Here is a 12,678-nt window from a genome sequence, read left to right as displayed (position 1 = left end):
AGCCCGCCCGCACCCGGACCCCACGCTCATTGCTCCACGTAATCACACGTGATACATAGAGTAACCGTACGTTTCTTCGGATACGGATCCGTCCCACCGGCCTCCCGTACACCAAAGAAACGCGAAAAACACAGAAACTCGGCCAACGAATGGCGCCAAGTCGGCAGGCATGTGCGCGGTTCTGAGGAACAATGGGCGTGACCTCTGCGCTGCGGCGGAGGCGACAGAACTACCCACTTGGGGCGGTGAGTTACACATGCTGCTGGCAGCCGAAAAAGGCGACATCACGACCATCATCGGCGGGATCGCCCCCGACTGGGGCCCGTTCGGAACGCTGGGCAACGAGGCACGCGTGATGGTCGAGGTGGTGATGGCCGTGGCCATCCTCCTCTGCCTCGGGATCGCGATCTGGGGCGCGGCCAAACAACGGATCGGGGCGACGGCGCTGCGCGACACCTTCAGCGCGGAGCAGGGCAAGGGACTGATCATCGCCGGGCTGACCGGGGTCTTCATCATCGGATCGCTCGGCACCCTCTTCACGATCGTGTACGGCATGGCCGTCTAGCCCGGCTCACACATCATCAGTTTCGGGCCGACCGTGTTCGGTTACCTCTTCTTAACCCCTGTCCCACTTGTCCCGTCGTGCCCACCGGCTGAGGTTGCGTCTCCCTGATGTCGAGTCACCACACCCCGCCCGCGCGGGAACCAGCACAGCTACCGTCGTATGTGGCGTTGGCGTATGCGGCGGTTCAGCACAAGGTTGAGGGGGCGTGCCCGCGATGAGTCTCGACGGCCGGCAAGGGGACGACGACCTCTACGGCGGCACCGGCCAGACCCGGACGCGGCTCCCGGAGGGGCCCGACGGGTACGGGGGCGGGCGCAGACCGGGCCGTTCGCCGTCCCGGTCGCTGGTCACCGTGGTGGGTGTCGTGGTGCTGCTCGTCGCGGCCATCGCGTTCGCGAACCGGGGCGACGACGACACGTCCTCCGGCGGCAAGGGAACCTCCGGCTCCGGCGCGGGCGCCTCTCCCACGGCCCCGACCGGCACGAAGCCGGTGGGTTCCGGGTTCGCCCATGACGAGCAGGGGGCGCAGTCGGCTGCCGCCAATTACGCGGTGCAGCTCGTCTCCGCCGACATCCTCAAGCCCGCTCAGCGATCCGGCATCCTCAAGCAGCTGTTCGTCGCCGACAGGGTCGCCGCACTCCAGAGCCGGTTCGACAAGGCCTACTCGCAGGACTTCCTGGCCAAGATCGGCCTGGACGCGAACGGTGACCCGGCCTCCGGCCAGACCTATGTGTCCCGCACGGTCCCGGTCGGCACCAAGACGTCCGGATACTCCGGCAGCGCCGTGACCGCCGAGGTCTGGTGCACCGGCGCTTTCGGCACCGCCGGTGAGGGCTCGACCAACCCGGTCACCAACGACTGGTTCACCCTGACCCTCAAGCTGCGCTGGGCCGACGGCGACTGGAAGGTCGAGAGCTTCTCCCAGAAGGACGGCCCGACCCCTGTGAACGGCGACAACAAGGTCTCCTCGGCCGACGAGATCACCAAGGCCGTCGAAGGGTTCGGAGGGTTCACCTATGCCCGGTAGCCGCCTCGCTCTCAAGCTCACCGGCGCCGCCGTCGCCGTACAGACCGCGGCCGTCCTCTTCTCGGCCCGGGCCGTCGCGGCCCCCGACGACAACTGCGACCTCATCGTGGGTCCCGCCAAGCGGTACTGCCAGCGGGGCGAGGGCGGGTCCGGGACCTCCGGCGGCACCGGCGACTCCCCGCTGGACACCACCACCAACCCCCTGGACCCCCTCTCCAGCCTCGCCAAGGGCTGCGCCGACGCCGCCGCCTGGACCGTCGACAAGCTGAGCGAAGCCGTGCAGAAGACGGCGCAGGTGGACTTCACCAACGAGAAGTTCCTCCAGCAGTACGCCGTCGTGTTCGCCGCGTCGACCATCCTGACCCTCGTCCTGTGGCTGATGGCCGTGGCCAAGCGGGCCGTGCGCGGCGCCCCCCTGAGCACCGCGCTCTCGGAGGCCGTCGGCTTCCTCTGGCTGACGGTGCTGGCCTCCGCGTTCACCCCGCTGATCCTCTACACGATCGTCTCCGCGACGGACGGCGTGACGGACGTCCTCGCGAAAGCGACGGGCAATCAGACGGACGCGTTCTTCGGCACGTTCTCCGAGGCCCTGAAGAAGGGCGACGACATCGGCGGCGGCCCGATCATGCTGATCGTGGTGTCGCTGGTCTCCATCGTCGCGGCCGGCGTGCTCTACCTGGAGCTGTACCTGCGCGCCGTCCTGCTCTACGTGGGCGCGCTGCTCGGCGTCGTCGTCTACTCGGGCCTCGTCGACAAGAACCTGTGGGGCCACGTCCGCCGCTGGGTCGGAATCATGATCGCCGTCATCCTGGTGAAACCGGTCATCGTGATCGTGCTCGGTCTGGCCGGAGCGCTGTCCACCAGCAGCGGCGCCCCGGACTCGCTCGCCGCGGTGGTCTCCGGCCTCGCCATCATCCTGCTGGCCATCTTCGCCAGCGGCATGATCTACCGCTTCGTCCCCGGCTTCGGCGACGAGATGGCCAACGTACGCAAGAACCGGATCATGCAGGGCGCGGAGGGCAAGGCGGCCGCCGCGTTCACCTCGCCCGCCGCCCTCGTCTCCCAGGGCATCAAGACCCACAGCGCCCGTCAGGACGGCGGCTCGGGCGGTGGCGGCGCCAGCCAGGCCCGCCCCGCCAACCCCGTGTCCGGCGGGGTGGCCGCGCACAGCGCGCGGCAGGGCGGCGCGGCAGGGGGCGGCGGCGGAACTGTCCCCTCCGCCGCACCCCCGCCCCGCACCAGTCCCACGAACACCCCGCACGCCGGCAACCGCGGGGGCAATACCGGCAACACCAGTAACAACAGCAATCGGCAAGGAGGTGCAGGGCGTTGACGACCCAGTCCCACGTGTCCCCTCCGGTCACGCCCCGCCGTACATATCTGATCGGCCGCGCGCGGCCGAACGCGATCGTCGGCAGGAACCGCGAATCGGGCGAACTGTTCCTGATCATCGCGGGTGCCTTCCTCGGCATGATGTGCGGACTGCTCGTCCCCGTGCTGTCCCTGCGCATCGTGCTGCTCATGGGTTTCCCGCTGCTCGCCCTGGCGGCGGTCTACGTCCCGTACAAGCACCGCACCTTCTACAAGTGGTTCGAGATCAACCGGAGTTACAAGCGGCAGCTCAAGCGCGGCTCCGCCTACCGGTCCCGCACCATGGAGGCCGGCACCCGGCTCGACGGCCGGGAGATCGAGATCGGGCCGCCGCCCGGCATCGGCCGGCTGACCTGGCTCGCGGCGCCGTTCGGCCCGGACGAGATCGCCGTCCTGCTGCACGCGGACCGGCGCACGGTGACGGCGGCGATCGAGATCGAGGGCCCGGGCGTCGGCCTGCGCGACTCCGAGGACCAGGAAGCCCTCGTCGACCGCTTCGGCACCCTGCTCAAGCACGTGGCGAACGGGGACGGGTTCGTCACCCGCCTCCAGATGCTCGCCCGCACCCTGCCCGCCGACCCCGACGCGCACGCCAAGGACGTCGCCGTCCGCGGCGACGAGCGCGCCCTGGGCTGGATCCAGGAGTCGTACGACCAGTTGCAGTCCATGGTGTCGACCAGCAGCGAGCAGCACCGCGCCTACCTGGTCGCCTGCATGCACTACACGCGCGACCTGGCAGCGGAGGCCAACGCGATGGCGCGCGCCTCGCGCCCCACGTCCGGCCGGAAGATCGACCGGGACGCGGGCCTCGCCGTCGTCATGGCGCGCGAGCTGACCGACATCTGCTCCCGGCTCCAGGAAGCCGACATCCGCGTACGCCAGCCGCTGGGCCAGGGCCGGCTCGCCTCGCTCGTGCACTCCATGTACGACCCGGACCACCCCATCGACCACATCCAGGCGATGACGAAACGCAACACCTGGCCGGCCGAGCTGGACGCGATGGAGCCCACCTACCTCCAGGCGAAGACGCGCGAGTCGTCGACGCGGGCGCCGTGGTGCCACGCCACCGCCTGGGTGAAGGAGTGGCCGATGACGCCGGTCGGCGTCAACTTCCTGGCGCCGCTGCTCGTCCACACGCCCGACGTCATCCGCACCGTCGCCGTCACCATGGACCTCGAACCCACCGAGGTCGCCATCGAGCGCATGCTGACCGAGAAGACGAACGACGACGCGGAGGCGTCCCGCGCCGCCAAGATGAACCGGACGGTCGACCCGCGCGACATCGCCGCCCACGGCCGCCTCGACCAGCGCGGCGAGGACCTGGCGAGCGGCGCGGCCGGGGTCAACATCGTCGGGTACATCACCGTCTCGTCCCGCAACCCGGACGCTCTCGCCCGCGACAAGCGCACCATCCGCGCCTCCGCCGGGAAGTCGTACCTGAAGCTGGAGTGGTGCGACCGCGAACACCACCGGGCGTTCGTGAACACCTTGCCGTTCGCCACCGGCATCCGACGGTAGAGGGAGAGCACGCTCATGCGGGATCCGTTGTCGATGCTCACGGACGCCTTCGCCTCCTTCCTGTTCGGGAAGGTGGAGACGACCCGGCTGCCCGTGCGGACGTCGACGGGACAGGCCCAGGCGGTCTATCTGCCGACGGCCGCACCCGGACTCGGCGACTCGGGCGTGATCATCGGGCGCGAGGTGTACTCCGGCAAGGGGTACATCTACGACCCGTTCCAGCTGTACGGACAGCAGCTCCCGGCCCCGCACTGGCTGGTCCTGGGCGAGTCCGGGAACGGCAAGTCGGCGCTGGAGAAGACGTACGTCCTGCGGCAGCTGAGGTTCCGCGACCGCCAGGTCGTGGTCCTCGACGCGCAGGGCGAGGACGGCGTCGGCGAATGGAACCTGATCGCGCAGGAGCTGGGGATAACCCCCATCCGGCTCGACCCGACGGCGGCCCTGGACATGGGCATCCGGCTCAACCCGCTCGACCCCGCGATCACGACGACGGGCCAGCTCGCGCTGCTCCGCACGATCATCGAGGTCGCGATGGGGCACGGCCTGGACGAGCGCTCCGGCTTCGCCCTGAAGGTGGCGCACGCCTACGTCAACGAGACGATCGTCGAGCGCCAGCCCGTCCTGACCGACATCGTCGAGCAGCTGCGCCACCCGGAACCCGAGTCGGCGGAGGCGATGAACGTCGCCATAGACGACGTACGCGCCTGGGGCCTGGACGTCGCGCTGGTCCTGGACCGGCTGGTCGACGGTGACCTGCGGGGCATGTTCGACGGCCCGACGACGGTCGGCATCGACCTGGACGCCCCGCTCATCGTCTTCGACCTGTCGCACATCGACCGCAACTCGATCGCGATGCCGATCCTGATGGCGATCGTCGGCGTCTGGCTGGAGCACACCTGGATCCGGCCCGACCGCAAGAAGCGCATCTTCCTGGTGGAGGAGGCGTGGCACATCATCAACAGCCCGTTCGTGGCGCAGCTGTTCCAGCGCCTGCTGAAGTTCGGCCGCCGCCTCGGCCTGTCCTTCGTGGCGGTGGTCCACCACCTGTCCGACGTGGTGGACGGCGCGGCGGCGAAGGAGGCGGCGGCGATCCTGAAGATGGCCTCGACCAGAACGATCTACGCGCAGAAGGCGGACGAGGCCCGCGCGACGGGCCGGGTCCTCGGCCTGCCACGCTGGGCGGTGGAGATCATCCCGACCCTCACCCCCGGCATCGCGGTCTGGGACGTCAACGGCAACGTCCAGGTGGTCAAACACCTGATCACCGAGACCGAACGCCCACTGGTCTTCACCGACCGCGCCATGACCGAGTCCTCCGAGGACCACCTGGGCGACGACGCCATGCGCGCCGCCGAGCTGGAGGCGGAGGAGCGGGCGGCGGCGTTCGTGGAACAGCGCCTCGGCGACGCGTCCGAGTCCACGGTGGCGTGACGATGGCGCGCGACGACAGAGAGCGGGAGCGGGGCATCCCCGACGGCCTGCTGATCGGCATCCTGGCGTTTCTGCTGGGCATGACGATCCTGGTGTGGTCGGCGACCGGCCTGTCCGGCCGCTTCGCGAAGGGCGCGTGGCCGGACGAGGTGACGTTCGCCCACACCCCGCTGGCGATGCGCCACTTGATCGGCCAGCCGCACGACATCACGGGCGCCTGGCCGAACACCCCCGACGAACAGCTCTCGGGCTACGGCCTGTTCTGGGGCCTGTTCATCGGCCAGGTGATGATCCTCCTGGTCCTCACGTTCTTCGCGGCAGGCACCCTGGCCAGGTGGCGGGCGGTCCGCAAACAAGCGCCCCGTAAGGGGCGCGGGGAACTGCGCGAGAACCCCCACGAACGCGCGCTGGACGAACCCTCCGTGGCCACCCCGGGGGCGAAGCCCCCACTGACGGGACGGGAAGGGGAGGAGGGGGCGACTCCAAAACCCCCAGCCACCCCCACACCGGTAGCCGCACCCGCCCCCGTACCGGTACCCGCACCCGCCCCCGTACCGGTACCCGCACCCGAACCACCCCCCACCCCCGTGGCAACGGCCCTCCCGACCCCCCGGTCCCCCCTCCACCTGGGCCCCCCGGCCCACCGCCACCCCCTGGCCATCGAAGCCGTACGAGAGGCAGCGGGCCCGGCCCTGGTCATCACCTCGGCCCCCACGGTCTGGCAGGAGACAAAAGACGCCCGCGCCAAACTGGGCCCGGTCCTCCTCTACGACCCCACCCACCTCTGCGACACCCCGGCCCGCCTCCACTGGAACCCGGCAGCCGGCTGCGAGAACCGCGAGACGGCGGCAGCCCGCGCCATCGCCCTCCTCGCCCCGATAAGGCCGACGGCCAGACTCGACTCGGCGCTGGCCGAGACGGCCGACACCCTGCTGCGCAGCTACCTGCACGCGGCGGCGATCGAGGGCAAACCGTTCCGCCACGTCCACCGCTGGGCCCAGGGCAGCCAGGTCCAGGAAGCCGTCCGCATCCTGCGCACCCACGCGAAGGCCACCTCGGGCACGGCGGGCGAACTGGAGGCGGCGCTCACCGCGCATCCCGAACGCCGTGACATGGCGCAGGAGTTGACGGCCCGGGCGCTGTCCTCCCTGTTCACCGTGCACATCCGCGACGCCTGCACCCCGAACCGAACTGATGCGCTGACTCTGGATTCCTTCATCGCCGAAGGGGGCACGCTCTATGTGGTGGGTGAACCCATCGAGGACCCCAAGGGAAATCCCGGTGCGATGCCCCTTCTGACGGCCCTCGCCTCAAGCGTGGTCGAGCACGGCCGCCGCATGGCCGAACGGTCACCTGCCGGCCGGCTCGACCCACCAATGACGCTCGTCCTGGACGACGTCGCGGCCGTGGCTCCCCTTCCCCAACTGCCGGAGCTGCTGTCCACCGGAGCGGACCGGGGCCTGGTGACCCTGGCCCTGCTCCGGTCCCGTGAACAGGGCCGCACCCGCTGGCCGGACGCCGAACTCCCGCTCCCCCTGCCCTAACCGGCGAAGAGCTTCAGGAAGGCCCGCACCCCGCTCTCGACCCGGGCATCGATCTCCGCAGCGGCCATCGGCACGGCCCCGAAGAACGTGTCGACGGTGACGGACCCGGCGATCAGCAGGATGAAGTACCGCGCGGCCTCGGCGGAGTTGTCCTCGTCCACGGCGAGCAGCCCCTGCCCGCCGAGCCGCACGAACGCGGCCCGCACCGCCTCGCGCACGGCCCGCGGCCCGGTGCCCTGCCACTCCTGGATGACATCGCCGGGCAGATGCGGTCCCTCCGCGATGACCTGCCGGACGAGCAGCATGTGATCGACGTGCTCGCCGCGCCGCCCCATCCACTCCTGCGCGAGGGCGCGAAGATCCGCCTCGATGTCCGTGACCTTGCCCAAGTGCCGCTCGATCAGGGCGACCTGGGCGCGGGTGACGGCGGCGGCGCTGTCGAGCAGGGTCTCGCGGAAGAGGTTCTCCTTGCCGCCGAAGTGGTTGTAGAGGGTGCGCGTGGAGACTCCGGCCTCGTCGGCGATCTCGTCGATGCCCGCCCGCGAGTAGCCCTCGCGCCCGAACACGGTGCGCGCACCGCGCAACAGCGCCTGCCGCTTCTCGAGCGTGCCCCTGCGCACCCCTGCCGCCTGCTCCGCCATGCTCCGCTCCTCCGCTCACATCCAGCCTAGGCCGCGCCCTAGGCCTGTGGGCCTAAGTACAACGACCGTTGCACTTCCAACAACCGCGGTTGTACTTTACGGGCATGGCAACCGAACCCCCGGTCCGGGCAGCCCGCGAATCCGGCGGCAGCCGCCCCGTCTCGACCCTCCTCGTCGTCCTCCTCGGCATGCTCACGCTCCCGATGGCGATGTCCGGCACCACGGTCGCGCTCCCGCGCATCGGCGCCGCCCTGGACGCCTCCGGCGCGGCCCTGCAATGGGTCGTCGTCGGCTACTTCCTCGCCGCGTCCTCGTGCATGCTCGTCGCCGGCTCGCTCGGCGATCTGTACGGCCGCCGCCGGATCCTCACGGCGGGCGCCGCGCTCTACACGGCGGGCACCCTCGCCTCGGCCGGCGCCCCGCACATCCTGCTCCTGGACGCGGCCCGGCTGGTGTCCGGCATCGGCGCGGCCGGGGTGATGGCCAGCGGCGGTTCGCTCCTCGCGGCCACCTTCAACGGCCCGGCCCGCACCCGCGTCTTCGCCTCGCTGGGCACCACGGCGGGCCTCGGCCTCGCGCTCGGCCCGACCTTCTCGGGCTGGCTGGTCGACGCCGTCGGCTGGCGCGCCACGTTCCTGTCGTACGCGGTGGTGGGCGCCGTCATCCTCACCGGTACGCGCCTGCTGGCCGAGTCCCGGGCCGAGGTGCGGCCGCGGGTCGACCGGGCGGGCGCGGCCACGTTCATCGCGGGCCTCGCCCTGGCCCTGTTCGCCGTCACCCAGGGCTCGAAGGCGGGCTGGCTCTCCCTGGGGACGCTGCTCCCGGCGGCCGCCGCCGCGGCCCTGCTGATCGCCTTCGTCCGGGTGGAACAGGGGCTGGCCCGCGGCGGCCGGGACCGGCCGATCCTCGATCTGCGGCTGGCCCGGAACCCCGCCTTCGCCGGCTGGGCCGTCGGCTCCTTCGGGCTCGGCGCGGGCACCACGGGCGTGCTCACCTTCCTGCCGACGTACCTCCAGGGTGTGAACGGCACGACGGCCCGCGCCGCCGGCCTGACCCTGCTGCTGATGACGGCCCCGGTCCTGGCACTGCCCCCGCTCGGCGCCCGCCTGGTCAACCGCGGTGTACCGGCCCGCCATCTGCTGGTCCTGTCCCTGCTGCTGATCGCGGCGGGCAACGCCTGGCTGACCACGCTCCACCCCGGCATCCCCGAATCCGCGCTGGCCGGCCCCCTGCTGACGATCGGCGCCGGTCAGGGCCTGTCCATCGGCATCATCGACGCCCAGGCCATGTCACTGGTCGCGCCGTCCGAGGTCGGCATGGCCTCCGGTTTCCTCAACACGGTCCGCGGCACCACCGGCGCACTGATGCTGACCGTCTTCGGCGCCCTGCTCCTCACAGGAGAACTCACCGAGTCCTGGCACCTGGCGCTGTGGACGGTGACGTCCCTGATGACAGCACTGGCCCTCACCACGTACGTCCTGCTGAGCCGCCCGGCTGTGGGCAGGCGTTCCGCCCGGCGGAACGGGTGGGCACAGCCCTCAGCGCAGAGCACCTCTAAAGCAGCCCCCAAGACAGCCCGCTAAGAACCCCATCCCAGGGAGATACCAGAAATGACCGCCACCACGCCCCCGGCCCCGCCACTCCGCGTAGCCATCATCATCGGATCGATCCGAGAGGGCCGCATCGCCCCGACGGTGGCCGACTGGTTCACGGCCCAGGCCAAGAACCACGCCCCGGCGACCGACTTCGACGTCATCGACGTGGCGGCCCTGAACCTCCCCGAGGTCCACCCGTCCTGGAACAGCCACCGCACCTCGGAACAGACCGAGCTGGCGGCCCGCATCCAGACCGCCGACGCCTACGTGATCATCACCCCCGAGTACAACCACAGCTTCCCGGCCCACCTGAAGCACCTGATCGACCTGCACCACACGGAGTGGCAGGCCAAGCCCGTCGGCTTCGTCTCGTACGGCGGTGTCGCCGGCGGCCTGCGCGCGGTGGAGCAACTCCGTCTCGTCTTCGCCGAGTTGCACTGCACGACGGTCCGCGACGGCGTCAGCTTCCACCGCGTGACCCCGGACCACTTCGCCGAGGACGGCCCGGCCCACGACGTCGACGGCGCGGCCGGCGCCGCGAAGGTGCTGCTCGACCAGCTGGACTGGTGGGCCCACGCCCTGCGCACGGCCCGCGCCGAACGCCCGTACCGCTAACTCTTGGCGAGCACCATCTCGTACTCGACCGCCGAGGGGTCGTCCGCCATGGGGACGACCTTTCCGGTGCGTACGAAGCCGAACTTCCGGTAGAAGCCCTCGGCGCGCGCGTTGTCCTGGTGGAAGTGCAGCCGCACCCGGCCGAGCCCCTCCAGCGAGTACGCCCATGCGCACGCCGCCGAGAACAGTTCAGGTGTCACCTGGCCGCCCCGGGCCTCGGGACGCACGTACACCGCCACGATCTGCGCCTGCCGCTCCTCGATGGGCTGCCCGAAGAAGTCCTCGGTCCCGGCCTCCTCGACCAGCACCACCACGCTCCCCAGCCATCGCCCGCTGTCGGCGACCGCCACGAACTGCCGTGTCGCCGTCCCGAGCTCGGCCCCGGCCGCCCGCTCCTGCCAGAACGAGTCCGGCTGCCCGGCCGCGGCCTCGTACGTCTGAAGGAACGCGATCGGCGCCACCTCGTCCCGCAGCGACGCCAGCCGCAGCTCCTTCACGGCCGCCCATTCGTCGGCCCGCACCGTTCGCACCACGAAGTCCATGGCCGCACTCTAGAGTCGCCGGACACCCGCCCGAAAATACTTTTCGCACTGATGTCGAGAACCGGCGGCCGGCTCCGTCCCTGCTGTGAACGCACCGAACGCGGCGACGGCGAACAGCTCGTCGCCCCGGCCCCGAGGAGACCGTCATGGCCAAGTACCTGCTGCTGAAGCACTACCGCGGCGCCCCGGAACCCGTGAACTGCGCGCCCATGGACCAGTGGACGCCGGAGGAGGTCACGGCCCACATCAAGTACATGCAGGACTTCGCGGACCGCCTGGAGAAGACCGGCGAGTTCGTCGACGGCCAGGCCCTCGCCCCGGAGGGCGCCTGGGTCCGCTACGACGGGGAGGGCCGCCCGCCCGTCACCGACGGCCCGTTCGCCGAGACGAAGGACCTCATCGCCGGCTGGATGATCATCGACGTCGACACGTACGAGCGTGCGGTCGAGCTGGCCGGGGAGCTGTCGGCGGCGCCGGGCGCGGGCGGCAAGCCGATCCACGAGTGGCTGGAGCTCCGCCCGTTCATGCACGCGCCGCCCACCATCACGGAGTAGCCCTCTCCCCATGGACTCAATGGACTCAATGGACTCACTCGACGAGTCGCTGCTGCGCGGCCTCACTCCGGGTGTGCTGGCCGTCCTCGTCCGCCGCGGAGCAGATTTCGCGGCGGCCGAGGACGCGGTGCAGGACGCCCTGCTGGAGGCGGTCCGCTCCTGGCCCACCGAGCCGCCCCGGGATCCGCGGGGCTGGCTGATCACCGTGGCCTGGCGCCGCTTCGTGGACGCGACCCGCGCGGACGCCTCCCGGCGCCGCCGCGAGGACCGCGTCGACGAGGAACCCCTCCCCGGCCCGGCCCCCACCACCGACGACACGCTCCAGCTCTACTTCCTGTGCGCCCACCCCGCTCTGACACCGTCATCGGCGGTGGCGCTCACCCTGCGCGCGGTGGGCGGCCTCACGACCCGGCAGATCGCCCAGGCCTATCTGGTCCCGGAGGCGACGATGGCGCAGCGCATCAGCCGCGCCAAACGCACGGTGTCCGCCGGCCGTCTCAACAGGCCGGGCGATGTGTCGACGGTCCTGCGCACGCTGTACCTGGTCTTCAACGAGGGCTACTCCGGCGACGTCGACCTGGCCGCCGAGGCCATCCGCCTCACCCGGCAGCTCGCGTCGGCGATCGACCACCCCGAGGTGGCGGGCCTGCTGGCGCTGATGCTGCTCCACCACGCCCGCCGCCCGGCCCGCACGACGGCCGACGGCAGCCTCGTCCCACTGGCCGACCAGGACCGCACCCGCTGGGACACGTCGATGATCACGGAGGGCATCGACATCCTCCAGGCGGCGCTGGCCCGTGACCGTCTCGGCGAATTCCAGGCACAGGCGGCGATCGCGGCTCTTCATGCAGACGCCTTCACGGCCGAGGAGACCGACTGGGTGCAGATCGTCGAGTGGTACGACGAACTCGCCGCTCTCACGGACAGCCCGGTCGTCCGTCTGAACCGTGCGGTGGCCCTGGGCGAGGCCGACGGCCCCCGCGCCGGCCTGGCCGCACTCGCGGAACTGGACGATTCCCTGCCCCGCCACACAGCGGTGGCGGCCTATTTCCACGAGCGCGCCGGCGACCTCCGGACAGCCGCCCGCCTCTACGCGGAGGCCGCCCAGCACGCCCCGACGCTGGCCGAACGCAATCATCTGACCCGTCAGGCGGCCCGGCTGAATTCCGCCTGAATTCCTCCCCTTAAACGCAGAAAACCCCCGTGCCGATGGCACGGGGGTTTTCTCAAAATTTGTTCGGCGGCGTCCTACTCTCCCACAGGGTCCCCCCTGCA

The 12,678-nt window shown here is 70.8% G+C and carries 12 protein-coding genes; 10 read left to right on the top strand and 2 right to left on the bottom strand.

Features of this window, described 5'->3' with window-relative positions; all coding sequences use genetic code 11:
- Positions 1-256 precede the first annotated feature (256 nt).
- The 6 genes from ACFVDP_RS34250 (at position 257) to ACFVDP_RS34225 (ending at position 7,456) form a co-directional block, all read left to right on the top strand.
- Positions 257-565: a hypothetical protein gene (locus ACFVDP_RS34250; protein WP_351455226.1), complete on the top strand. Its 309-nt coding sequence runs from the start codon at positions 257-259 to the stop codon at positions 563-565.
- Between the two features lie 214 nt (positions 566-779).
- Positions 780-1,592 carry a hypothetical protein gene (locus ACFVDP_RS34245; RefSeq protein ID WP_383498519.1) on the top strand — a complete coding sequence of 271 codons (813 nt, stop codon included), beginning with the start codon at positions 780-782 and terminating at the stop codon, positions 1,590-1,592.
- Positions 1,582-2,925, top strand: a complete 1,344-nt coding sequence (locus tag ACFVDP_RS34240; protein WP_383498296.1) for a hypothetical protein — start codon at positions 1,582-1,584, stop codon at positions 2,923-2,925. The genes ACFVDP_RS34245 and ACFVDP_RS34240 overlap by 11 nt, the downstream gene beginning before the upstream one ends.
- Positions 2,922-4,481, top strand: a complete 1,560-nt coding sequence (locus ACFVDP_RS34235; RefSeq protein WP_383498294.1) for an SCO6880 family protein — start codon at positions 2,922-2,924, stop codon at positions 4,479-4,481. The genes ACFVDP_RS34240 and ACFVDP_RS34235 overlap by 4 nt, the downstream gene beginning before the upstream one ends.
- 15 nt (positions 4,482-4,496) lie before the next feature.
- Complete coding sequence (locus ACFVDP_RS34230) at positions 4,497-5,912, top strand: ATP-binding protein (protein ID WP_383498292.1); 1,416 nt, start codon at positions 4,497-4,499, stop codon at positions 5,910-5,912.
- 2 nt (positions 5,913-5,914) lie between these two features.
- Positions 5,915-7,456, top strand: coding sequence for a type IV secretory system conjugative DNA transfer family protein (locus ACFVDP_RS34225; RefSeq protein WP_383498290.1), 1,542 nt, complete (start codon positions 5,915-5,917; stop codon positions 7,454-7,456).
- On the opposite strand, the gene ACFVDP_RS34220 is transcribed toward ACFVDP_RS34225, so the two are convergent.
- Positions 7,453-8,097 carry a TetR/AcrR family transcriptional regulator gene (locus ACFVDP_RS34220; RefSeq protein ID WP_383498288.1) on the bottom strand — a complete coding sequence of 215 codons (645 nt, stop codon included), beginning with the start codon at positions 8,095-8,097 and terminating at the stop codon, positions 7,453-7,455. The two genes, ACFVDP_RS34225 and ACFVDP_RS34220, sit on opposite strands and share 4 nt — an antisense overlap.
- 104 nt (positions 8,098-8,201) lie before the next feature.
- On the opposite strand from ACFVDP_RS34220, the gene ACFVDP_RS34215 reads away from it, so the two are divergent.
- Both ACFVDP_RS34215 and ACFVDP_RS34210 read left to right on the top strand, forming a co-directional pair.
- Positions 8,202-9,680 (top strand): MFS transporter, encoded by a 1,479-nt coding sequence (locus ACFVDP_RS34215; RefSeq protein WP_383498286.1) that lies wholly within the window; start codon positions 8,202-8,204, stop codon positions 9,678-9,680.
- Positions 9,681-9,707: 27 nt separating this feature from the next.
- Positions 9,708-10,307, top strand: a complete 600-nt coding sequence (locus ACFVDP_RS34210; RefSeq protein ID WP_383498283.1) for an NADPH-dependent FMN reductase — start codon at positions 9,708-9,710, stop codon at positions 10,305-10,307.
- Here ACFVDP_RS34210 and ACFVDP_RS34205 read toward each other — a convergent pair.
- Positions 10,304-10,849: a GNAT family N-acetyltransferase gene (locus tag ACFVDP_RS34205; protein ID WP_383498281.1), complete on the bottom strand. Its 546-nt coding sequence runs from the start codon at positions 10,847-10,849 to the stop codon at positions 10,304-10,306. The two genes, ACFVDP_RS34210 and ACFVDP_RS34205, sit on opposite strands and share 4 nt — an antisense overlap.
- Before the next feature lie 146 nt (positions 10,850-10,995).
- On the opposite strand from ACFVDP_RS34205, the gene ACFVDP_RS34200 reads away from it, so the two are divergent.
- Entirely contained in the window at positions 10,996-11,403 is a 408-nt protein-coding gene (locus tag ACFVDP_RS34200; protein WP_383498279.1) for a YciI family protein, read from the top strand.
- Between the two features lie 28 nt (positions 11,404-11,431).
- Positions 11,432-12,577 carry an RNA polymerase sigma factor gene (locus tag ACFVDP_RS34195; protein WP_383498277.1) on the top strand — a complete coding sequence of 382 codons (1,146 nt, stop codon included), beginning with the start codon at positions 11,432-11,434 and terminating at the stop codon, positions 12,575-12,577.
- The last annotated feature ends 101 nt before the right edge of the window (positions 12,578-12,678 follow it).

It is taken from the genome of Streptomyces sp. NPDC057694, from assembly GCF_042799415.1.
GTDB lineage: Bacteria > Actinomycetota > Actinomycetes > Streptomycetales > Streptomycetaceae > Streptomyces.
The sequence above is the reverse complement of the archived record's forward strand: the minus strand, read 5'-3'. Positions and strand labels throughout refer to the sequence as shown.